The sequence below is a fragment of the Sinorhizobium sp. BG8 genome (genome assembly GCF_016864555.1).
Classification (GTDB): domain Bacteria; phylum Pseudomonadota; class Alphaproteobacteria; order Rhizobiales; family Rhizobiaceae; genus BG8.
This window is the reverse complement of record NZ_CP044011.1, coordinates 3,142,029-3,164,123: the sequence shown is the minus strand read 5'-3', so window position 1 is coordinate 3,164,123 and position 22,095 is coordinate 3,142,029. Positions and strand designations below refer to the sequence as shown.

Below are 22,095 nucleotides of genomic sequence, written 5' to 3'. Positions count from 1 at the left end.
TGTTTCCCGTAGCATGGAATTTCGGCGTCCGGCATCACTGAACGAAGGTTCTGTCGGTGACAGATTGCAACCGAGCCGGTATGAGTGACGCATATTTCCTGACCCTAAGCACCGGAAGATGCAAGAGACTTGAACCCGCCATCGGACGCCCCCGCACAAATCAGGACCGACAGTCTACCCGATGGCAACGGCGAAGTCTGGCGGCTGTCCGGCGACTGGACGCACCAGACGGCCGTGGCCGCGCAAAGACGGCTTGCCGATCTCGAGAAGTCCAACCGCGGGGGGCGGCTGCAGATCGATCTCAGCGAAGTCGAGGGGCTGGACACGGCGGGGGCATGGCTGATTCGCAAGGCGATGTCCGACCGTCAGGCTGCGGGCATCGAGGTCCAGCTGACTGACGACGGCGCGCGCTATGCGGATCTCGTCTCGGCACTGCCGGAGCAACTCCCGCAACCCAAGGCCGAGGAGGAGGATACGCGACTGTTCGTGCGCATATTCGCGCCGATCGGCGAGACGATGGCCGAGATCTGGAGCGATGTCGTCGCTGCCCTGTTCATTCTCGGATCTGCAGTCAGGGGAGCGCAACTGAAGCTCGGACGCAAGGGCGGCCTCTCGCCCGCTGCCGTCGTGCACCAGATCGACCATATGGGCGTACGGGCGGTGCCGATCATCACGCTGATGTCCTTCCTCATCGGTGCAATCATCGCCCAGCAGGGGGCCTTCCAGCTACGCTACTTCGGCGCGGAAGTCTTCGTGGTCGATCTCGTCGGTATCCTGCAGCTTCGCGAAATCGGCGTGCTCCTGACCGCGATCATGATCGCTGGACGTTCAGGAAGTGCGATCACCGCCGAAATCGGCTCGATGAAGATGCGCGAGGAAGTCGACGCGCTGAAGGTGATGGGCCTCAGCCCCATCGGCGTGCTGGTTTTTCCGCGGCTTGTGGCGCTCACCGTGGCGTTGCCGCTTCTGACAATCATTGCAAACTTCGCTGCGCTGTTCGGCGCGGCCGTCGTCGCCGACCTTTATTCCGGCGTCACCTATGACACGTTCCTGTCGCGGCTGAAGGAGGCGATCGACCTGTCCACCATCGTCTCCGGTATGATCAAGGCGCCATTCATGGCCCTCATCATCGGTATCGTCGCATCGGTGGAGGGGCTGAAGGTCGGCGGAAGCGCCGAATCGCTCGGCCGGAGGGTGACGGCGTCCGTCGTGAAGTCGATCTTCGTCGTCATCCTGGTCGACGGCCTTTTCGCGGTTTTCTACGCCGCCATAGATTTCTGATCGGCAGGTGTGAGATGAACAGCGCCCATTCGCTCAAGACCCCGGAAGTGGTGCTCTCCGTCAAGGATTTGACGGTGGGCTTCGGTGACAATCTCGTGCTCGACCGGCTGAACCTCGACATATACCGGGGCGAGATCCTCGGTTTCGTCGGCGCATCGGGGGCGGGCAAGTCCGTGCTGATGCGCACCGTGCTCCGGCTTCTGCCGCGCCGCGGGGGATCGATCCATATCCTGGGTGCCGACTTCGACAAGGCCACCGACGAGGAACGCATCGCACTCGACATGCGGCTTGGGGTTCTGTTCCAGCACGGGGCGCTCTTCTCGTCACTCACGGTTCTGGAGAACATCCAGGTGCCGATGCGGGAGTATCTCGATCTGCCGCAGCCGATGATGGATGAACTGGCGCGGCTGAAGATCGAACTCGTGGGCCTCGCCCCGGAAGCTGCCTCCAAGTTTCCTTCCGAACTTTCGGGCGGGATGATCAAGCGCGCGGCACTTGCCCGCGCGCTCGCCCTCGATCCCGACCTGGTCTTCCTGGACGAACCGACATCGGGGCTCGACCCGATCGGGGCGTCCGAATTCGACGACCTGATCGCCAAACTGCGCGACACTCTCGGATTGACCGTGTATATGGTAACCCACGACCTCGACAGCCTCTTTTCGGTCTGCGACCGGATCGCGGTGCTCGGTCAGAAGCGGGTGCTCGTCGAGGGAACGGTCGACGATATGCTCGGTTGCGACGACCCCTGGGTGAAATCATACTTCAGGGGCAAGCGCGCCCGCTCCATTCCCCGGCACGAGTAGTCAGGACGCAGAACGGATGCCAACCAAAGACGGGAACGCATGATACATGGAAACTAAGGCCAACTACGCCCTCGTCGGCTTATTCACTGTTCTCGTCATGGCCGCGGCCTTCGGATTTGTCTACTGGATGTCGCAATACGGCCGGGGCGGCGAGATGGCGCCGCTGGCGATCCGCATTCCGGGGTCCGCCAATGGCCTCAGCGTCGGCTCACCGGTGCGGTTCAACGGCATTCCCGTCGGTACGGTGCGCAGCCTCGCAATCGATTCGGACGATCCGCGCTTCTCCATTGCGCTGACCGAGGTTCAGACGGCCGCGCCGGTCAAGAAGTCGACCAAGGCCGTGCTTGAGGTGCAGGGCCTGACAGGCGCCGCCTATATCGAGCTCGGCGGTGGTGCGGTCAACGATCCCAATATCCTGCGCGACGCGCTCGACAACAACGGCACGGCGATCCTGACGGCCGAGCAGTCGAGCGTCACCAACCTTCTGGCGACGGCGGACAAGATCCTGAAACGCGCCGATTCGGCGATCGCGGATGTCCAGGGGTTCGTTTCCGACGCCCGTGGCCCGCTGACCACCACGATCCGCAATGCGGAACGCTTCTCCGACGCGCTCACCCGCAACTCGGACAATATCGACGCCTTCCTGCAGAGCATCGGCGGGCTTTCCGAGACCTTCAAGGGCATGTCAGGTCGGCTCGACGAGACGATGGCGTCCATCGACGCACTGATCAAGGCGGTCGATCCCAAGAAGGTCGACCATGTCGTCAGCAACGTGGACAAGGTGACGACCGACATCGCATCTGCTTCGGGGGACATCAAGGCAACGGTCGACAGCTTCAAAAATGCGGCCGAGACGTTCCGGGTTCTCGGCCAGAACGCAACCGCCTCGCTCGACCGGCTGGACAAGCTTGTTCTGAGCGTCGATCCGCAAAAGGTCGGAAACGTCGTCAACGACGTCTCCGCCGCGAGCGCCGACGCACGCAAGGCCATCGCTTCGTTCAGCGGAGTGGCCGAGAAGATCGGCTCGCGCCAGGAGGATATCGACCAGACGATCACCGACGTCAGGGAGATGGCGGGCAAGCTCAATGCCGCTTCGACGCGCGTCGACGGCATTCTCGCCAAGCTCGACGGCGTGCTGGGCGAGGGGAACACGCAATCGCTGTTCGCCGAGGCGCGCGAAACGCTGCAATCCTTCCGGAATGTTGCCGATTCGCTGAACGGCCGTATCGGACCGATTGCCGACAACCTGCAACGCTTCACCAGCACCGGCCTCAGGGACGTACAGACGCTCGTGAGCGATACGCGCCGCACCGTGGACAACCTCGACAGCACGATCTCCGACTTCAATCGCAATCCCCAGCGCCTGCTGTTCGGCGGCGAAACCGTGAAGCAGTTCGACGGGCGCACGCGCCGCTGAACCCGGGCGGGTGTGGCGGGACTTCCACACCCGCGAACGCATGCAACGACACGGCCAATTTGTATGCGCGCCTGCCGGTGACACCCAGCCGGGGGACTGCTAGACATTGTTAACGCTTGGATTCGCGGCGAATCCAACCTTGGTGTGCAGAGCCGGAACGACTGATGGTTGTTTCTTCTGCCGGTCACCTCTTCGCCGCTCGGCAATGCGCTAAGAGGTACGTGTGCAGATGAGGGTATCGGGTAGGGGGCGCCCACTTGGCGGAGCAGCGGCAAGATTGGCGCTGGTTTCCGTACTGGCGGCGACGCTTACGGCCTGCGGCAGCGGGAAGGCAAAGAACGATACCTACGGACTGTCTGCCGTACCGCTCGTCGAAGGACCTTCCGCCCGCAACAGGCAGATCCTCGTTCCGGAACCGTCCGCGCTCAAGGCGCTCGACAGCCAGCAGGTCGTCGTCAGGACGTCGAGCACGGAGATACAGAACCTCGCGAATTCGCAGTGGAGCGACCGCCTGCCGAAAATCGTCCAGGCGAAGCTGATTCAGGCCTTCGAGAATTCCGGTCGCGTCGGCGGGGTCGGAAGGCCCGGCGAAGGGCTTGCGATCGACTACCAGGTCGTCACCAACATCCGCTCCTTCGAAATCCAGACGTCCGGCGCCGATACGGCCGTCGTGGAGATCTATGCCAAGATCCTCAACGATCGCAACGGCACGGTCCGCGCTCAGAAGTCGTTCCGGACAACGGCTCCGGTCTCGGGCGCCGCCAATCCCGACTTCGTCGCAGCACTCGACGCCGCGTCGGCTTCGGCCACCGCGGAAATCGTCGCCTGGACGCTTTCGTCCATCTGACGTAGCTCCTGACCGCTCTACCCATTTTCCAACCATTGCACGAGCGCTTCGCCATAGGGCGATGAAATGCCGTGTCTTTTTCGCGCGCGTATAGGGATCGGGCACGGCGGCGGCAGTCGGCTGATCGCGACGGTCCGTCACCGAGGAGCCACGACGCCAGACGCAAACCGGCGACATGAAAAAGGCCGCTCGCGCGGCCTTTTCTCAATTCTATCGCGTTTCCGATGTCCCGATCTCTCGGGCGGTGTCCGTCAGCTGAGACGGCCAGCCGCGTGAGCGAGCATGGTGTAGACCTTGCCGGTGTCGGAGGTCAGGTAGGTCTGGGTCAGCGTCTTGTCACGGTCGTTGCGGGCAACGTCGGCCAGAAGCTTCTCGAAATCGCTGATGTAGCGATCGACCGCCGTGCGGAACTCCTGCTCGCGATCGTACTTGCGCTTGATCTCGTCGAAGGTCTGCTGGCCCTTCAGTGTGTAGAGGCGACGCGTGAAGACGTCGCGCTCGCCGCGCTGATAGCGGCGCCAGAGGTCCACCGAGGCGTCATGGTCTATGGCGCGGGCGATATCGACCGAGAGCGAGTTGAGGGACTCGACCACGTGCCGGGGATTGCGCGTGTCGGCTGCCCGGGTCATCTGGTTGTCGCCGCGCTGCTGCGTGCCGAACTGGGATTCCTCGCGGGATGCCCCACGCAGGAGATCGCGGACCCAGCCGCCTTCGCCGTTCTGGCTTGCCACCGGCTGGGAACGGGCGGGCTCGCTGCGCGTCGCCTGGGGAGCTGCACGCTCGATGCCGAGGCTTCCGCGGAGCGCAGGGGTTTCCTCCCGCCGCTCGGTGCGAGCGGGCTGCTGGACCGGCTGGGTGACGGCCGGCTGCTGGACGACCTGTGCGGGCGGCGCCTGAACGACCACGGCGGGCTGGGCAACAGGCGTCTGGACGACTGGCGCCTGGGCGACGGGCCGCGAGATTTCGAGCGTGCTGGCAGACTTGCCGATGATGTCGGACAGGTCCTGCAGCGCCTTGATCTGCTCGCTGACTGCCCGGCGCATCTGGGCGGCGTTCTCCTTGGCTTCCTCGGGAAGGTCGAAGGCGCCGCGCTTCAGCTCGCCGCGCGTCTGATCCAGTTCCTTGCGGATTTCCGTGGCAGCGCGGCGGATTTCGTCGGTTGCGCCGGAGAACTTGCCCATAGCTTCCTCGACAGCGCCCCGCAGTGCTTCGCGCATCTGGGCTGCGGCGGCATCCGACTTCTTGCCGGATTCGCCGAGCAGGCGGTCGACGTCCGCGAGCGTCGTGCTGACGCTGCCGCGCAGACGCTCGGCAACTTCCTTGGTGCGTGCCTCGGCGCCCGAGAAGGCACCCTCGACGGAGCGGCCAGCTTCCTCACCGGCCCGCGCGAGCGTCTCGCGCAGCGAAATAGCGGCATTCTCTGCGCGCTTTTCCGTTTCTCCGAGAATGCGTCCAACGTCGCTGAACGAGCCCTGGATGCCGGTCTTCAGATTGTTTGCGATCTCGCCCGAGCGAGCCTCGGCGCGCGAGAAGACGCCTTCCACCATGCCTTCGAGCGAACGCATGGTCTGCTCTATTTCCTCGGACCGCTGAACGAGACCGACGGAGAGGGCACGCAGCGCATCCTGGCGCTCTTCGAGCGTCGTGACGAGGTTGGACTGGGCGGCCGACAGCAGGTCAGATGCCTGACCGAGGATCTTCGAATGATCCTCGAAGCGGCTCACGATGCCACCGATCTGCGAAAGGGTGCCGGACGAAATGTTCGAGAGGCGGTCGACCTTGCCCTCGAGCAGGCGAGTCGTGGTGGATACCATGTCTGCTGCCCGTTCGGCGGAGGACGAGAAGCGCTCGGACGTTCCGACGAGGCGTTCGTCTACCTGGGCGAGCGTGGTGCCCGCCTGTTCGATCAGCTCCGAGATCGCGCCGTTGCTCTGGGAGAGACGGCCGATCAGTGCGAGCACGCTGCCCTGCAGGCTGTTCTCGGCGGCGTTCAGCGTCTGGGCTGCTTCCTCCGTGCGGGCCGTGATGGCGCTCAGCGTGTCGGCTGTGCGCGAGCTGATCGCATTGATGAGGGCCGCGTTCTCCGCCTTCAGGCGATCTGCGCTTTCCTGCGCGACAGCCGACAGGCGCTCGGCGGCCTCGCGACCGGTCGCAGCGTACTGGTCAATGACGGGACGTGCCTGTTCCTCGATGAGCTTGGACAGTTCCGCCGAGCGGCTGGCCAGCATGGAGTTGAGTTCGCGCGTACGGTCGTCGAGGGTGGCGCGGATTGCGGCGCCGCGTGCCTCGAGTGCCTTCTCGACGTCCGAAAGGCCCTGGCGGATGGCGCTGCTCTGGTTCTCGATGCGGCCCTCCGTTTCGGCGAAACGCTCTGCGGCGGCAACCGTGCTCTGCTCGACAGAGCGCGTGAAGGCTTCGCTGCGGGCGGCAAGAGCGCTTGCGAACTCGTCGCCGCTCTTTGCGATCGTTTCGGTGGCCCGCAATGCTTCGGCGCCCATTTCCTGGGCCGCCCTGGACATGGCTCCGCGAAGCGAGTTGCCAAGGGTCACGAACTCTTCGCCGGTCTTGGCGATGGACTGTGCCGAACGAACGGCCTGGGCATCCATCTCCTCGGTCGCATTGGTCACGGCTTCGCGCAGGGTCTGCGCAAGTCCGGCGGCCTTGCCATCGATGGTGCGGTTGACGTTGTCGAGGCCGATCGTGAGGGCCTTGTCCATGGTGGACAGGCGTTCCTCGATGCGCCCGGTGCGCTCGTCGATCGTCCCGCCGATGCGGTTGGCGGCTTCGTCGCTGACGCGATCGATGTCCGAAATCTTCTCGCCGAGAGTCTCGGAAAGTCGGAAGGAAGCCTCGCTGGCGATACGGTCGATCTCGGAGATCGGGCCGGAGAGGGCGCCGGCAAGGCGACCGGAGATCTCGTTACCGACGCGCTCCAGTTCCTCGGCGTGGCCGGAGATGCCTTCGGAGACGCGCGTAACGGCGGCTGTGCTGATGCGATCCAGCTCGGAAGCGCCGGTGGACAGCGTCTCGCCGATCCGGGCAGAGGCCGCAGCACTCGCGCGGTCGAGCTCGGACGTCCCCGCGGTGAGGCTATCGGCGATACGGGTGGCCACGGTAGAGGTCACGCGATCGAGCTCGGACGTCCCTGCAGTGAGGCTCTCGGTAATCCGGCTGGCGACGGTAGACGTCACGCGATCGAATTCGGAGGAACTATTGGCCAGCGTCTCGGCGATCCGCGCTGCCGCAGTTTCACTCGCCCGGTCGAGTTCCGAAGTTCCGCCGGCGAGGCTCTCGGAAATCCGCGAGGCAACTGTCGTGCTGAGGCGGTCGAGTTCCGAGGAGGTGCCGGACAGGGCATCGGTGATGCGGGCCGCGGCCGTGGAGCTCACACGATCGATTTCCGCAGTTCCGCCCGTCAGGCTCTCAGCAAGGCGGGTGGTGACGGTGGAGGCGACGCGGTCGAGTTCGGCAGAACTGCCGGAAAGCGTCTCGGAAATGCGAGCGGCAGCCTCGGAGCTGATCCGGTCGAGATCGCTGACCTGACCCGCAAGCGTGTCCGAAATCCGGTTGCCGACCGTGTCGACCAGGCCGGAAACGCTTTCGACGCTGCTCTGGAGACGGGATTCGAGGGCACCGAGATTGCTCTCCATGCGGCCTTCGACGTCTGTGAAGCGGGTCGTGACATTGTCGAGGGTGGACTCCATGCGGTTGCCGAAAGCTTCGGCCGCCTGCGAAATCTGCTGTGAAGTTTCACCGAGGCGGGTGGCGATGGCGCCGGCACTGCCGCGAACGCGCTCGTCGAGAACGCTCGCGCTGTTGTCGATGGTGCGGCGGATGTTCTCCTCGTGTTGCTCGAGCGTCATTTCGAGCATGCCGGTGCTGGTGGCAATCGAGGTCCCGAGCGCGGTCACCTGATCGTTAAGCGTTTCGGCGAGCTGGTTGCGGCCTTCGGAGATCACGACGTTGATCGCGTTGACGCGGTCATCGAGCGTGGCACGGATCTGCTCGTGAGTTGAAACGAGGGAGCCGGCGAGTTCCGCGGCGCGGCCCGAAAGGGTTTCGGCGATTTCGGCTGCGCGACCGGAGAAGGCGTTTGCGAACTCGCTCGCCTGGCCCGAGAGGACGCCACCGATCTGCTGACTGCCCTCGGAGAGAACCGTCTCGACGCGCGAGGCCGCGGCGTCGATTGCCGCCTGCATGGTGTCAGTGGTCCGGGTCAGTACGCCGGAGAGGGTAGAGGTGCGGCCGGCAAGGACATCATCGATCTGGCCGGCAGCGCCGGAAAGTGCGTTTTCGACGCGATTTGCTGCCCCGGTGACGGCAGTTTCGAGCGCTCCGCCGCTTTCGTTCAGCATGCTGGAAAGCGCGGCGGTGCGTTCTGACAGCGCGTGGTCGATTCGATTGTGGCTTGCAGCAATGGAGGACGTGATCTCGTCGGCGCGGGCGCCGAGCGCTTCTTCCATGCGTTCCTGCGCGGCCTGGATATCGGAGGCAAGCGTCGAGCCGCGCGAATCAAGCGCCTGGCTCAGACGCTTCTCGCTGCCGGCGATGACGTCGGCAAGGGTGTCGGCACGGGCGCCGAAGCCGTTCTCGATCCGTGCCTGCGCGTCCGCGAGCCCCGAAAGGAGGATCGTTGAGCGGTCGGTGAGCACGGCGCCCATCTTCTCGTGTGCGCCGCTTACGGCCGCGCCGATACGGTCAGCGTGGTCGCCGATAGCGCTCTCGAATACTTCCTGGCCCGTTGCAAGTGCGGTCGCCAGTGCGAAGGACTGATCGGTCAGCGTCGAGCCGAGGCGATCGATGCTGCTGGAAAGCAGGCCCTCGAGCGAATCGGAGCCGCCCGCGATGGTTTCGTTGATGCGGGCGAGGCTCTCCATGAGCTTGGAATCGAGCGAGCCGGCGCGCGAATCGAAGGCTGCGGCAAAATCGGCCACGCGGTTGTCGAAGGCGCTGGCGATATGCCCCACCGTCGCCTGCATCTTCTCGTCGAAGAAGCCGGAGCGCAGATCGAGATCCATGATCGTGTCGTCGGCGGCGTTCTTGAGGCTCTGGCGGAACTGGGCGCCCTTGTCGTCGAGCGTGGCGTTCATCGACTGGATGACGTCGTCGAGGCCGGACGTCACCGCCTGCTGCCCGATCGTCAGGCTTTCGTTGATTTCGCGGGTGCGGGCGATCAGCGTCTCATTGAGCTGGCGCGCCCGCTCGTTGAGTGCCGCGTTGAGTTTTTCCGTGTTCGCGTCGAGCGAAGACGCGCGGGTCTCGAACTGGTGGAGCAGCACCTGGCCCTGCCGCTCAAGCGACTCGGCCAGCTGCTCGATGCGCGAATCGAATTCGTTGGTGAGCGCCACGCCCGAGGAGCTGAGCGTCGACAGCAATGTATCGGTGCGGGCCGAGAGCATCGCGCCGATGGTCTGGGTCGCGCTGTCGGACTTTTCCATCAGCATGGCCGCACGGGTGTCGATCATCGAGGCAAACGCCTCGCCGGAGGTGCCGATCCGCTGCGTGATGTTTTCAAGCGCCGTGGACAGTTCGTCCTTCAGATGCTCGTGCGCGCCGGAGATCGACGAGCGCAAGCGCTCGGAGTGGCTGACGATCGCCTCGCGTTCGGCGCCGAGTTCCTGAACGAGGGTGCGCACGCGCATCTCGTTGTCGGCGTAGCTGCGTTCCAGCGCATTGACTTCGGAGTGGACGAGCGTCTCGAGTTCGGTCGCCCTTGCGATCGTGCGCTCGATACCCTCGTTCATTGCCGAGACTTCACGGCGTACGGCCTGACCGACGGACATGATGCGATCCGAGGCCACGGTTTCCGGATCCGACAGGCGCAGGGCGACTTCGGCCATCGAGCGGGCGGCGCTGCGCAATTCGTGAGCGCGGGAGATCATGATCGCAAATGCGAAGAAGAGCATGATCGGCATCACGGTTGCGACGATCATGCCGATGGCGCCGGGGAGGGCGAGGAGATCGGCGACCGAGTTGATCTGCCAGATCTGCGGTGCATAAAGCAGGTTGGCGACGCCGAGCGCCCCGATCACCCAAAGGACCGAGACGAGAATCGCCATCCGGATGGAAGCGCGGTTGGAGCGCATGTCCAGCGACTTGAGAATCGCGGCCGGCGATTTGCGGGAAGCGTCGTTTGCGGGCGCGAAGACCGGAGCCTTGGGGGCCGGTTCGGGGTTCAACGCTTTCGCAGGCTGTTCGGCCTTTGCCGTCGAAACCTTTTCCTGTGCAGGCTTTGCTGCGCGGTTCGCAGGTTCGGGCACACGGGCTTCCGCGGTTTCCTTCTTGGGAGAAGGCGGGGTTTCCGCTACGAGATCGTCAAAGTCGATCTTCAGGGCCTCCTCCAACGCCTGGAAGGCCTTGTCGTCAATCGACTCGTTGGTCTTGTTCGTCGCCATGCGGATACGCCTCGCTACATTCCGCGGGAGTTCCGGTTTTTCCCTGCCGCCAGCACGGGGAAATGCCCGGGATCCCGGTAGTGACGGGTCAGACGACAAGCCCTCATGGCCTGCCAAACCCTTTACCACTCTTCATTCCAAATTCGCTGGATATTCGCAATTCCGCAAGGCGGGTACCCCGAGAAAGCGGTTATCCACCAGGACTGTCCCGACCTTTGGGGCCTAGACAGATCCGAACCGTATCGTAGTGACACATTAGCCCGTATCGCACAATTGATTGCCATCTCCCTTCGCTTGAATCTTAACAGAAACTTAAGCGCTTGGAGCGTTGTATCATAATGGAAAACCGAGAAAACAACGAGGTTTAGCAGTCGTTAACCATAGTTTGCGAAATCCGGCCGGGCTGGGTGCCGATTCAGGTCGTCCGTGTCGTCTGCGTCCAAGATTGCCTTACGGGCGCCATGCGGACGAAGCAAGATGGCAAGCATCAGCGGAGGATCGGCGCGTGCCGGCCGCCGCCAACTAACAAACTAGAGTATAAAGGGAATTTGGCAATGGCAGCTCTCAGTATCGCTTTCGAGGCGCCGGACAATACAGGCAGCGTCTGCCCCTCCAAGACGCGTCCGATAGACCTGGTGCAACTTGCCAGACAGACGATGGGCGACAAGGCGCTCGAACAGGAAGTGCTCCACATCTTCGCTCGCCAGGCCCGGCAGAGCATGAAGGAAATCGCCGAAGCCGATGCGCAGGGGCGTCTCGCCGTCGCCCACCGGCTGAAGGGGGCCGCGCAGGCGGTTGGCGCGACCGGCGTCGCCCATGCAGCCGAAGTGCTCGAAGGTGATGCCACGAACGCCAGCGCGGTTGCGGCTATCATCGAAGCCGTGGTCGAGGCCGAAAACTTCATATTGAAGCTGACGCGCTAAAAGGGGCGGCGATCCCAGGGAGCGCTATCCGAGCCTGGCGCATGGGCTTTGACGCATGCGTTCACGCCTCTCGTGCCATGACGCAGCCGGAAATGCCGGTGGCGTACGCGGCCACGCCCGTCCCTCGGCGTTGCGCCATGTTGACTGCATCCGGGATTTGTTGGAAGAAACCGCCGGGATTTCGGCGGTTTCCTTTTTCCACGAGGCCGCCCCAAGCGATGCGGGACACAAAATGACAAAGCTTACGATTGTTGCCTTCGACGGCACGCCCCACGAACTGGACGTCGCAAACGGCTCCACGGTCATGGAAAATGCCGTGCGCAACTCCGTGCCCGGTATCGAGGCGGAATGTGGCGGGGCCTGTGCCTGTGCCACCTGTCATGTCTATGTCGACGACGCCTGGAGCGAAACCGTCGGCCCGCCGGAAGCCATGGAAGAGGACATGCTGGACTTCGCCTTCGAAGTCCGCCCGACCTCCCGTCTTTCCTGTCAAATCAAGATGTCCGACGCGCTCGACGGGCTCGTCGTGCACGTGCCCGAGCGGCAGGCCTGAAACCGGGAAAGGGGGCGCGCGGCATGAAAGCCGAGGCGCGCACGGACGTCGTCATCGTCGGCGCGGGGCCCGCGGCCCTCTTTGCCGTTTTTCAGCTTGGTCTCTACGGGTTGCGCTGCACGCTGATCGACAGCCTCGATCGAGCAGGGGGGCAGTGCGCCGTTCTCTATCCGGACAAGCCGATTTATGACATCCCCGCACTTCCCGCCGTAGACGGTCTCGAGCTGACTGCCCGCCTATTGGCACAGGCGGCACCGTTCGATCCAGCCTTTCTCTTTTCGAAGACAGTCACCTCGATCGATCCATGCGGTGATGAGGGCTTTGTCACCACCATGCGAGACGGTGCGACGATCGCCTCGCGCGTCGTGGTGATCGCGACCGGACTTGGTACCTTCGTTCCCGCCGACGGAGGGGAGCCGAGTCTTACTGCAGGGCCGGCGGGCGAGTGGCCGCTTCAACGCCAGAGCGGCGGTCTGTCGGTGGATACGGAACGGTTCGAGACGTCGAGACCGGGTATCTTCGCGATCGGGGATGCCTGCTTCTATCCCGGCAAGGTGCGGCTCATCCTCTCCGCGTTCCATGAGGCGGCGCTGATGACGCAAGCGGTCCGCCGTCTTTGCACGCCGGGCGGCAGAACGGGTCTCAACTATACGACTTCATCTTCGGTAACGAAGAATAAGATCGTGAATCAGTCGGTGATCAAAGAATAAAAAAAAGCCTCGCTTGTCTCTTGGACGAGCGAGGCCAGGAGGGCGCATCGCAAGCAGGAGAGGGAGGAGAACACCTGCTGCAAATTTAGACGCGCCAGGAGAACCTGAAAAATCGTACTATTGACCTGTGATGAGGCAACTACACCCTCTTCATCAATCAGTGTTGCACTAAAAATAGTCTGAATTGCGCCCGCGCGCTATCGCTAGAATTCACCAGTGATTTAGTGGGGCCAAGCGGCCGATTTGGCATCCCGCAAGGCTTATATTAACTGGATTGAAGGAAATACATTGAGGCGCGTTGCGGTTGTTCTGCAATACCCCGAATCAGCTAGCTGCACCTAACGTAACGGAACCGCGTTGCTGGAAATTCCATTTCAACTTTTGGGCGAGACCGTACGGCACGCCGACTCAGCCGCGACTCGCCGCAACGCCTGAGTATCGGGGGCGGGCTACTGCTGGCCGCTTTTCAGGCGGTAAGACAGAAGCCTGATCATCCGTTCGTTAAAGTTGCGCGATTCCACGAGGTCGAAGCGGGCCTGATCACGATCATGCGCTGCCACTGCATCTGCCGTGACGCGGTCGACGCGAGCCTGCATGCGCTCGCAATCAGACTCGGGTCTCAGCGCCATCAGGGTCTTTTCCAGGCCCTTGGCATGGTTGCGGGCGATCTCCGCGTGGCGTTCCTCATGGCGCTTGATATCGGCAGAAAGGGTGTCCCAAATCAGGGCAAGAGACGGTGTGGCCGTGCGCCGGTGCTTCCAGCGCGGCAGAATGATTCGGGTGGAAAGCGTGACCTTGGCCTCGCCGACCGCGCACTTGTTGCCGCGCTTTACGTAGGTGACGGAACCGCCCCACTTGATCTTGGTCGCGCCCGGATGGCGCGTGCCGCCCTTCATCGTCGGTCCGCGGATCGCCAATTCCTCATCGAGCTCCGTGGCCGTGCGGCCGCCGATGGCGAAGTAGGAAAAGCTCTTGGAGGTTATGGTTTCACCGGCGGAAGGCCATGCCGGAAGACTGAGGGCGGCGGCGATCACGATGGTACGAACAAAACTGGCGTGCGCCTGCATCAGCGATTTTCTATTCCTTTTTGAGAGTACCGGCGTACTCGCCTGCGGTATATTGGCCTTCTTTCGACCTGCGCGGTCGCACAGGTTGAACTCGATCAAAGCTTGAGGCATAGCCACGTCAAGCGCAACACTATTTTCCGGCTTCGTTCGTGAAGTCGTCGGATGGTCCCATGTTTTCTCCCTTCGAAACTTTCCGTTGGTCGCTTGCTCACGGACGCAGCCTGGAGCTCGGACCGCGCGGAATGATCATGGCGATCGTCAACGTGACGCCGGATTCCTTCTCGGATGGCGGGCGCTACGCGAGTGCGGATCAGGCCGTGAAACAGGCGCTGAAATGCGTCGAACTCGGCGCCGAGATCATCGATATCGGGGGGAATCCACCAGGCCGGGCGCCGCGCAGGTCACGCTGCAAGAGGAGCAGGATCGCATCCTGCCCGTGATCGAGGCGATTGCCAAAGCGAGCGATGTGATCATCTCGGTCGATACATATCGCGCGCCCACGGCACGGCTCGCGGTCGAGGCCGGCGCGCACATTGTCAACGACGTCTACGGGCTGCAGCGCGATCTCGAAATGGCTACCGTTGCCGCCACGAGCGGCGCCGGGCTCTGCATTATGCATACGGGCAGGGATCGCGAGAAGCTTCCTGATGTCGTGGAGGACCAGTACGCCTTTCTTGAGCGCTCGCTCGAGATTGCGCGCGATGCCGGGATCGCCGCGGACAAGATCGTTCTCGATCCGGGATTCGGCTTTGCCAAGAACACCGAGGAAAATCTCGAACTCATGGCCCGTTTCGGGGAACTGCTCGGACTTGGTGCGCCTATTCTCGCCGGGACCTCGCGCAAGCGCTTCATCGGCTCGGCTACCGGTCGCGAGACGGCAGATGAACGCGACGTGGGCACGGCGGCCACGACCGTGCTGCTACGCGAGGCCGGGGCGGCGGTATTTCGCGTGCACGATGTCGCAATCAACCGGGACGCGCTGCTCATGACGGATGCTATGCTGGCCGCCCGGCGGCGTGTTTCGCATCGCGATGCATGAGGCGGCGGACCGGACGCGAGGGGCACTTCCGGGTAGCTCCAACGCGATTTCATATCGGCCGTTCTGCGGGCAGGCCGGCTAGGGCAAGGGACGGACGATGACGACCTACACGATCACACTCAAGAACTGTGCCTTCTTTGCCCGTCATGGTCTCCACGACGCGGAGGAATTCCTCGGCCAGCGCTTTTTCGTGGATGCGGAGCTCGAGGTGGTGCCGACGCAACCGCTGACGGATGATTCGATCGAATCAACAGTCGATTACGGAGTTGCCTTCAAGGAGATCGAGAAGATCGTGACCGGCAAGCGACGCTATCTGATAGAGGCGCTTGCCCAAGAGATCGCCGTCGTGCTCTGTTCGCGCTTTCCCCTGATCAAGAAGGCGAAAGTCTCCGTCCGCAAGCCCAATGCGCCCGTCGCCGGCGTTCTCGACTATGTCGAAGTCACGGTCGAGCATGTCGTCTGAGCCGGTCTTTCACCAAGCCGCGCTCGGTCTCGGCGGCAATGTCGGCGATCCCGCGCAGTCCATGGCACGGGCCCTTGTCGCCCTCGCGGAGCGACCGGACTGCCGCGTGCTCTCGGTCTCGCGCCTTTTTCGCACACCCCCCTGGGGCAAGACCGACCAGGACTGGTTCTTCAATGCCTGCGCCCTGATCTCGAGCAGCCTTTCGCCCGAAAACCTTCTGGATGCGTGCCTGTCGATCGAGAAGGACATGAAACGGGAGCGGGTGGAGCGCTGGGGACCGCGCACGCTGGATATCGATGTCCTGACCTACGGGGACGTGGTTCAGTCAGGCGGCAGGCTGGAGCTACCCCATCCGCGCATGACGTCGCGTGGCTTCGTGCTGATGCCGCTGGCGGACGTTGCGCCGTCCCTCGTCGTCGAGGGGCGCGCGGTGTCCGACTGGCTTGGGGATGCGGACCTTGCAGGCATAGAGGTTGCCAGTGCCGACGGAAACTGGTGGCACGCGCTTGCCGGAAAAGAGTAGGGCGGAGCCCCGAAAGAAGCCCCGCCCGACGGATTTCCCGATTTTCCCGGGATTGACTACTTGATCGAGCCGACCGCTACGTTGTCGACAGCGCGGTTCAACGACATGCCGATGACGGGCACCATCTGCTCGCCGACCTTGACCGATATCGTGATGTTCATGGTGTTGTCGTCCAGCAGCCGGGCAACCATGGCACCGTTGAGCTTCTGGCGGTTGATGCCGACGACAATCTTGTTGCCGGAGACGGTTCCGGACGTCACGTCAAGGCCCTTGCCGTCCGCGCCGTCGAGGAACTTGCCCTTGTAGGTCGCCCCGGTCTTGGTGATGAGGGCAGACATGGGCTGCTTGAAGACGCCGACGCGGCAATGACCGTCGAGCTGGATACCGGCGCCCTTGGCGGGGCCGGTGTCGCCACTCAGATTGCAGTTGAATTTCGTGCCCTTGTACTTGCCGGCGACGATCTCGCCTGGTCCCTGCCAGTCGCCCGTGACCTGTTCGAAGAACGCTTTGTCACGCTGAGCCGCGTGAGCAGGGGCGGCGAGGGCCGCGGAGGCGGCGAGAAGCGCTGCTGCTGCCCCACGGGCAATCAAAGAAGTGCGCGAGTACATGAACGATCCTTGATAAGGCTTGGTCTCGATATGGGTTCACATTTGCGCTGAAATGGTTAATGGACGGTTTCCATCCGCCATTTGCGGAAGCGGTTTTCCGGGCAAAACCAATGGATATCGGGGCCTTGCGCCTCACACGTCCTTGTCGCGACCGGCCGACAGAGCGGAGGGGGCGAGATCGCCGATGAAGTCGCCGATGCCGGGGCGTTTCAGTGCCCGGAAGGGCATCGGACGGCAGAGATCCATGGCCGCGATGCCGATGCGGGCGGTCATCAATCCGTTGATCACACCTTCGCCAAGACGTGCGGACAGCTTCGAAGCCAGCCCGTGGCCCAGAACCTGCTGGACGAGGCTGTCTCCGACGGCGATGGAACCGGTCACGGCAAGATGCGCCAGGACATCGCGCATCAGCCTCAGCAGGCCGAGGCTTCCCGGGCGCCCGCCATAGAGCTCCGCGAGCGCGCGTATCAGGCGGCTGCTTTCGTAGACGACGTAACCGATATCGACGAGCGCACGCGGGCTGACGGCGGTGACGATGGAAACCCGCTTGGCAGCGGAAAGGATGAGTGCGCGCGCCTCCCGGTCGAGGGGCGCCATGAGTTCCCTCTCGGCGAGTTCGACGAGATGCGATGCGTCGATCACCTCTCCCTTGGTTTCGCCCAGCCTGCGCCTTCCGCGGGCGGTCTGGGGGCGGGTCGCGAGCAGGTCGACGAGGTGGTCGACGACCTTGCGGGCATCTGTCGGCCGCTCGGCCGCCGTGGCCTCCGCAACCTCGCGCTTCAGATCCTGCACGGCGTTCAGCCGGTGCAGGCCGACAAGCTCACGAAGAGCGATAGCGACCACCGCCAGGACCGCGATGGCGGTTGCGGCCATGGCGGCATAGCCGAGCCAGTCGTTGCGGGTGAAAAGGGCTCTGATCAGGTCATCCAGCCAGAGGCCGATTGCGAGGGATGCCAGAAAGCCGAAGGCGCCAATCGCAAGGCGACCAAAGGTCAGGCGCCGCCGGCGGGGTTTCGCCTCCGGCGTTGCGCCAAGGTCGGGCAGGTCTGCCGTCGTGGCGATAAATGGATCCTCGGTGTCCGGGGTGAGGACGACCCGGGTGTCGAAGTGCCGCGGTGTGCGGGGTACGGCGGGTTCGCGCCGTTCCGGCTTCGGATCGTCATCCCCCAGGGAAAAGGCGGCCGGGGGACGAGGCCGTTTGGCGGGCGGCAAGGTCATGCCAGGCGGTCTCCGATCAGATATTGCAGGGCGCGGTCCAGGCGGATGTGCGGCACGGACAACTTCAGCCCGCCTCCGGTCTCCTCGATGTGCGGTGGCCGGAAGCGCACGAAGTTCAGGTGCACGTCGGATCCATCCGGATTACCGGAACGCATCTGCTCAAACAATGCTTCGGGATTTTCCGGCAAATCACCGGGGAATATCGCTGTTTTCTTCTCGCCGTCGAATCTTTCCCCGTTGATCGTCTCTCCCTCCATGGGCGTGCCGACGATGACGGGAAGATCGGCGCCGTCATGGCGGACCGTGGCTTCCCGGGTCGCGCGAACGGAGGCAAGTGCCATGACTTCGATACCGGCACCGCTAAGGCCGATCCGGTCGATGGCACGATCCACGAGCCGCCGCGTCACCGCCTCCAGGCGAGGATGACTTTCATGGTGGAGATGATCCGCCTTGGTGGCGGCAACCACCACGCGGTCGATGCGGCGGGTCAGGAATGACGAGATCAAGTTGTTGCGCCCGGGACGGAAGCAGGCAAGGACATCGGCCATGGCCCGTTCGAGATCGTGAACGGCCTCAGGCCCGCGATTGATCGCCTGGAGGGCGTCGATCAGAACGATCTGGCGGTCGAGCCTGGCGAAGTGCTCCCGGAAGAACGGCTTCACGACGTGGGATTTGTAAGCCTCGTAGCGACGCTCCATCATTGCCCAGAGGGAATCTTTTGGAGGCTTGGCCGCGGCTGGCAGGTCGGGAAGGGGGGAGAAGGTCAGTGCCGGCGAACCTTCGAGGTCACCCGGCATGAGAAAACGGCCGGGGGCAGGGTGGAGAGCGAACGCTCGTCCGACTTGCAGGCCCTGAGATAGGCGGTGAACTCCGCCGCAAGCTGGCGCACGCCGGTCTCGTCCGCCATCGCCTGCGTGTCCATTGTCCGGGCGAGCGCGAGCCAGCGTTCCGACAGGGGTGCACGCACGCCCTCCCTTGCCAGCGCAACGGTGTTTTCGCTGAAGGTACGGAAGTCCTGCGCGAGCAGGGGCAGATCGAGAAGCCATTCTCCCGGATAGTCGACGATATCGAGGGACAGGCGCCCCGGAGACAGGAGCCGGCCCCAGCCGCTGGCGCTCTCATAGTCCAGGGTGATCCGAAGCTGCGAGATTGCGCGCGTCGAATCGGGCCATATGCGCTCGCGAACCAGGGCCGCGATGTGGTCCTCGTACTGGAAGCGCGGCACGGCATCGTCAGGCTGCGGCTGAAGCCGGATTTTCGAGACGCGGCCGGAGCGCACGGCTTCGAACAGTGGCAGCCTGCCGCCGTTCAGGAGATTGTGCACCAGGGAGGAGATGAAAACGGTCTTGCCGGCGCGCGACAATCCGGTGACGCCGAGGCGCAGCGACGGATCGACAAGCCCGAACGCACGGTCGGCGAGATTGTCCAGGGCAATGCGGGCGTCGTCCGTGAAACTGGTAAGGGTCGGGGGCAAGAACTTCTTTCCCGCAGGATATGCAGCGATTTCGTTCGGTCAGGTTGTCGTTCGGTCTGGCGGATTGCGATATAGGTACCGGAGCGGGCGGAAAAAAGACGCGCGCCAGATCAAACGCTGAGGCGCGGCGCGAGGAAACCCGCGAGCCTTCCACCACTCAGTATGTTGCCGTCGGGCCTGGCGTCGAAATCGAGAACGGCGAGACCGGCCGTCGGAAAGCCCGAAGGGGCTGCGGCTTCGGCGATAGCCTGTCCGACGAGCTGACGGAAAAACTCCTCCATGGTCGGGTTGTGGCCGACAAGCATGAGCGACGCCTGCGGACGGGGCGCGAAGGCAATCTCCTCATAGGTGTCGGCAGTCGCCGCATACAGGGAGTCAATGTACTGGATCTCCAGTTCCTCGCCGAGCGTGCGCCGGAGGGGCTCGGCCGTCTCCCTGCAGCGGACCGCCGTGGAGGAAACGACGATCTCGGGCGCATAGCCCTGGTCGGCAAGTTCTTCCGCAATGATCTCGGCTTCGGCGTAGCCCTGTTCATCGAGGGCCCGGTCGAAATCGGTCTGTCCAGGGAGCGCCCAAGCGGCGCGGGCATGGCGCAATAGGTACAGCCGGAAAGCGGGGGGATCTTGCGTGGTCAATTCTGCTCTCCTGAAACCGAACCGAAGCGGTGCCGATCAATGTCACGCGAACTTCTCTCCCCGCAAGACAAAGATCAACCGCTTTTCGCAGCCGGTCCTCCGAAAGGACGAAGGTAGGCTGCCAACGTTCTCCTGTCGGAGAGCAATTGTCGTGATTCGCTTTTCTGTCGAATACTGTGGTGACTATATTTTAGACAGATTGGGGGCGTGTCGTCGACCTATCGGGGCCTCTTGCGCGTGTTTGTCCATACACTGTGAAGCAGATCGAACATCTCATTGTTATCTTGATGAAATATTAGTCGGCTAGAGTTAATATTGGGCAGGCGCAAAAAACCGTGGGTAAGGTTTGGCAGGCTTGAAACAGTCTTACCATGGGGATATACAGCGCCCCTTGAGATGTTCTTCAGGAGAATCGCGTTGAGTGAGAAGATCGATCTTAGTACCTTTGTCCTCTCCGAGGATGAGGAATTCATGAATGCAAACCAGCGGGCTTACTTTCGAGCGAAGCTGAATGCCTGGAAGAATGACATTCTGCGCGAAGCGCGCGAAACCCTCGATCATCTGGCAGAAGAAAGCGCAAATCATCCAGACCTCGCAGATCGGGCATCTTCGGAAACCGATCGTGCCATCGAACTGAGAGCCCGGGATCGTCAGCGCAAGCTGATCTCCAAGATCGACGCCGCCCTGCAGCGGCTCGAGGAAGGGACCTACGGCTACTGCGAGGAAACGGGTGAACCTATCGGACTCAAGCGTCTCGACGCCCGTCCGATCGCCACTCTGTCCATCGAGGCGCAGGAGCGTCACGAGCGCCGTGAAAAGGTTTACCGCGACGAGTGACGTTTGAGAAAGCTCCGGCTTTCACTGACGTCACTCAGGTTCGCCGAACCGCCCGTTTCCGGGCGAGGGAAGTCGTTGTGTCGCCGAGGAGGCGGTAGACGCAACAGCAGGAACCAGATCAGTCAAAACTTTGATCCGTTCGGCCAAGCCGGACGGATTTTTCTTTGCCGGCGACACGGCATGAAGCAGCGCGCCGCGTCCAGCGGCACCCCGCTCGGTGCGTTTCGATCACCGGATCGGTTCGAGTGAACGAAGCCTGCCTTGTCGGTAGCTTTCTCCCCTGGGACTGCCTCGTCCCAAGGGCGCTCGGGTCATCGCCGCAAGGATTCAAGCCTTACGATTGGCCGAGATTTCACCGAGAAGCCGCGCCATTTCCGCCTCTGTTTCCTCACGGCTCTTCGGGGCGGCCTGCGGGTTTGCGAAGGTTACGGCTTCCGGCCGGTCGGCGGCGGGAAGCTGCGGTGTGGCGCCAGTACGAGTGCCAGAGGCCATTTCCGCTTCCAGCATGCGTTCGAACTCACTGACGACGGTCGGATTGTCCGCAACGGCCGAGGCCTGCGCAGGCGAGACGCGCGCCGGTTCGGACGTCCCGGCGACGGCCGGCGTATTGAACTGGGCGGCCTGGCCCGGAGTGGCGAGCACACGCTGGCGTGCGAGGTCGAGAGCCTGCTCGGCAGCGCGCTCGGTGGTACGTACTGGCGTTGCCACGACCGGAATGGATGTGGGGTTCGTAACCGGCTTCTGTTCGGCGACAGCCTGCACGGGCGTCTGTGCGACCCGCACGGAAGACGCGGGCACTTCGTCGTCGCCGTAGAGCACCTTGGACATGCTCGAAACGTCCGCTGGCTGCGACGGACGGGCGCGTCCGGCGACAGCGGCAGGCTGTACGGCGGGCGTCGGCCGAGCGGGCGCGGCGGGCGGCTGGGGAGCAGGTACCCTGATCTCCTGGGTTTCGAGGGGCACCCGCGCTGCTGCTGCTTCCTGCACAGGTTGCGCCTGGTCCTCGTCCACCTTCTGTCCGACGATCCGGCTCTCGATCACGATGTCCGTCGGTCCGCCGATCATGATCAGGTGCTCGACGTCATCGCGCCTGACAAGAACCAGACGCCGGCGCGTATCCACCGCTGCCGCATCCATGACCGCAAGCCGCGGCTGGCGGTTGCGCCCACCCCGGATGAACGGCGACGAGCGGCGGTTCCTGATGACCCAGAGAACGACGGCAAAGCAGATCAGCCCGACGGCTACAGCTGCCCCGGCAATGAGGAGCTTTGTGCCGTTCTGGGCGACAATGTCTTCGAACAT

The 22,095-nt window shown here is 63.3% G+C and carries 16 protein-coding genes and 2 pseudogenes; 11 read left to right on the top strand and 7 right to left on the bottom strand.

The features are described 5' to 3' along the window. Positions 1-129 precede the first annotated feature (129 nt). The 4 genes from F3Y30_RS14960 to F3Y30_RS14945 all read left to right on the top strand — a co-directional run bounded on the left by F3Y30_RS14960 (position 130) and on the right by F3Y30_RS14945 (position 4,348). Positions 130-1,281 (top strand): MlaE family lipid ABC transporter permease subunit, encoded by a 1,152-nt coding sequence (locus F3Y30_RS14960; protein ID WP_203423451.1) that lies wholly within the window; start codon positions 130-132, stop codon positions 1,279-1,281. Positions 1,282-1,295: 14 nt separating this feature from the next. Further along, complete coding sequence (locus tag F3Y30_RS14955; RefSeq protein WP_203423450.1) at positions 1,296-2,084, top strand: ABC transporter ATP-binding protein; 789 nt, start codon at positions 1,296-1,298, stop codon at positions 2,082-2,084. A gap of 46 nt (positions 2,085-2,130) precedes the next feature. Next, positions 2,131-3,501, top strand: coding sequence for an MlaD family protein (locus tag F3Y30_RS14950; RefSeq protein WP_203423449.1), 1,371 nt, complete (start codon positions 2,131-2,133; stop codon positions 3,499-3,501). A 229-nt stretch (positions 3,502-3,730) separates the two neighbouring features. After that, the gene (locus F3Y30_RS14945) at positions 3,731-4,348 is read left to right on the top strand and encodes an ABC-type transport auxiliary lipoprotein family protein (protein ID WP_203423448.1); all 618 of its coding nucleotides are present in this window, start codon (positions 3,731-3,733) and stop codon (positions 4,346-4,348) included. Positions 4,349-4,599: 251 nt separating this feature from the next. Here F3Y30_RS14945 and F3Y30_RS14940 read toward each other — a convergent pair whose 3' ends face one another. Next, positions 4,600-10,743, bottom strand: coding sequence for a kinesin (locus tag F3Y30_RS14940; protein WP_203423447.1), 6,144 nt, complete (start codon positions 10,741-10,743; stop codon positions 4,600-4,602). Between the two features lie 554 nt (positions 10,744-11,297). On the opposite strand from F3Y30_RS14940, the gene F3Y30_RS14935 reads away from it, so the two are divergent. The 3 genes from F3Y30_RS14935 to F3Y30_RS14925 all read left to right on the top strand — a co-directional run bounded on the left by F3Y30_RS14935 (position 11,298) and on the right by F3Y30_RS14925 (position 12,929). Next, complete coding sequence (locus tag F3Y30_RS14935) at positions 11,298-11,666, top strand: Hpt domain-containing protein (RefSeq protein ID WP_203423446.1); 369 nt, start codon at positions 11,298-11,300, stop codon at positions 11,664-11,666. 232 nt (positions 11,667-11,898) lie between these two features. After that, positions 11,899-12,219 carry a 2Fe-2S iron-sulfur cluster-binding protein gene (locus F3Y30_RS14930; RefSeq protein ID WP_203423445.1) on the top strand — a complete coding sequence of 107 codons (321 nt, stop codon included), beginning with the start codon at positions 11,899-11,901 and terminating at the stop codon, positions 12,217-12,219. Between the two features lie 23 nt (positions 12,220-12,242). Beyond that, positions 12,243-12,929 (top strand): NAD(P)/FAD-dependent oxidoreductase, encoded by a 687-nt coding sequence (locus F3Y30_RS14925; RefSeq protein WP_203423444.1) that lies wholly within the window; start codon positions 12,243-12,245, stop codon positions 12,927-12,929. Between the two features lie 449 nt (positions 12,930-13,378). Here F3Y30_RS14925 and F3Y30_RS14920 read toward each other — a convergent pair whose 3' ends face one another. Further along, complete coding sequence (locus tag F3Y30_RS14920) at positions 13,379-13,996, bottom strand: DUF922 domain-containing protein (protein ID WP_203423443.1); 618 nt, start codon at positions 13,994-13,996, stop codon at positions 13,379-13,381. Positions 13,997-14,166: 170 nt separating this feature from the next. On the opposite strand from F3Y30_RS14920, the pseudogene folP reads away from it, so the two are divergent. The 3 genes and pseudogenes from folP (at position 14,167) to folK (ending at position 16,021) form a co-directional block, all read left to right on the top strand. Continuing rightward, positions 14,167-15,035: pseudogene (folP, locus tag F3Y30_RS14915) on the top strand (dihydropteroate synthase). Positions 15,036-15,132: 97 nt separating this feature from the next. Continuing rightward, complete coding sequence (folB, locus tag F3Y30_RS14910; RefSeq protein WP_203423442.1) at positions 15,133-15,498, top strand: dihydroneopterin aldolase; 366 nt, start codon at positions 15,133-15,135, stop codon at positions 15,496-15,498. Further along, positions 15,488-16,021, top strand: a complete 534-nt coding sequence (folK, locus tag F3Y30_RS14905) for a 2-amino-4-hydroxy-6-hydroxymethyldihydropteridine diphosphokinase (RefSeq protein WP_203423441.1) — start codon at positions 15,488-15,490, stop codon at positions 16,019-16,021. Before folB ends, folK begins: the two co-directional genes overlap by 11 nt. A gap of 56 nt (positions 16,022-16,077) precedes the next feature. On the opposite strand, the gene F3Y30_RS14900 is transcribed toward folK, so the two are convergent. The 4 genes and pseudogenes from F3Y30_RS14900 to F3Y30_RS14885 form a co-directional block, all read right to left on the bottom strand. Next, on the bottom strand, positions 16,078-16,629 hold the full coding sequence (locus F3Y30_RS14900; protein ID WP_203423440.1) for a hypothetical protein: 552 nt from the start codon (positions 16,627-16,629) through the stop codon (positions 16,078-16,080). Between the two features lie 132 nt (positions 16,630-16,761). Beyond that, entirely contained in the window at positions 16,762-17,847 is a 1,086-nt protein-coding gene (locus F3Y30_RS14895) for a TIGR01620 family protein (RefSeq protein ID WP_203423438.1), read from the bottom strand. Beyond that, positions 17,844-19,321, bottom strand: a pseudogene (locus F3Y30_RS14890) (YcjX family protein). The gene F3Y30_RS14895 and the pseudogene F3Y30_RS14890 overlap by 4 nt, the downstream one beginning before the upstream one ends. A gap of 110 nt (positions 19,322-19,431) precedes the next feature. Continuing rightward, positions 19,432-19,956: a histidine phosphatase family protein gene (locus F3Y30_RS14885; protein ID WP_203423437.1), complete on the bottom strand. Its 525-nt coding sequence runs from the start codon at positions 19,954-19,956 to the stop codon at positions 19,432-19,434. A gap of 417 nt (positions 19,957-20,373) precedes the next feature. Here F3Y30_RS14885 and dksA point away from each other — a divergent pair, with 417 nt between their 5' ends. Beyond that, the gene (gene dksA, locus F3Y30_RS14880; RefSeq protein WP_203423436.1) at positions 20,374-20,793 is read left to right on the top strand and encodes an RNA polymerase-binding protein DksA; all 420 of its coding nucleotides are present in this window, start codon (positions 20,374-20,376) and stop codon (positions 20,791-20,793) included. A gap of 327 nt (positions 20,794-21,120) precedes the next feature. Here dksA and F3Y30_RS14875 read toward each other — a convergent pair whose 3' ends face one another. Continuing rightward, a complete protein-coding gene (locus F3Y30_RS14875; RefSeq protein WP_203423435.1) occupies positions 21,121-22,095 on the bottom strand; it encodes a flagellar biosynthetic protein FliO in 975 nt (324 codons plus the stop codon).

Coding starts and splice junctions, on each gene's coding strand:
- F3Y30_RS14955 (WP_203423450.1), top strand. CDS start 1,296: ATGAACAGCGCCCATTCGCTCAAGACCCCGGAAGTGGTGCTCTCCGTC.
- F3Y30_RS14950 (WP_203423449.1), top strand. CDS start 2,131: ATGGAAACTAAGGCCAACTACGCCCTCGTCGGCTTATTCACTGTTCTC.
- F3Y30_RS14945 (WP_203423448.1), top strand. CDS start 3,731: ATGAGGGTATCGGGTAGGGGGCGCCCACTTGGCGGAGCAGCGGCAAGA.
- F3Y30_RS14940 (WP_203423447.1), bottom strand. CDS start 10,743: ATGGCGACGAACAAGACCAACGAGTCGATTGACGACAAGGCCTTCCAG.
- F3Y30_RS14935 (WP_203423446.1), top strand. CDS start 11,298: ATGGCAGCTCTCAGTATCGCTTTCGAGGCGCCGGACAATACAGGCAGC.
- F3Y30_RS14930 (WP_203423445.1), top strand. CDS start 11,899: ATGACAAAGCTTACGATTGTTGCCTTCGACGGCACGCCCCACGAACTG.
- F3Y30_RS14925 (WP_203423444.1), top strand. CDS start 12,243: ATGAAAGCCGAGGCGCGCACGGACGTCGTCATCGTCGGCGCGGGGCCC.
- F3Y30_RS14920 (WP_203423443.1), bottom strand. CDS start 13,996: ATGCAGGCGCACGCCAGTTTTGTTCGTACCATCGTGATCGCCGCCGCC.
- folB (WP_203423442.1), top strand. CDS start 15,133: ATGACGACCTACACGATCACACTCAAGAACTGTGCCTTCTTTGCCCGT.
- folK (WP_203423441.1), top strand. CDS start 15,488: ATGTCGTCTGAGCCGGTCTTTCACCAAGCCGCGCTCGGTCTCGGCGGC.
- F3Y30_RS14900 (WP_203423440.1), bottom strand. CDS start 16,629: ATGTACTCGCGCACTTCTTTGATTGCCCGTGGGGCAGCAGCAGCGCTT.
- F3Y30_RS14895 (WP_203423438.1), bottom strand. CDS start 17,847: ATGACCTTGCCGCCCGCCAAACGGCCTCGTCCCCCGGCCGCCTTTTCC.
- F3Y30_RS14875 (WP_203423435.1), bottom strand. CDS start 22,095: ATGTTCGAAGACATTGTCGCCCAGAACGGCACAAAGCTCCTCATTGCC.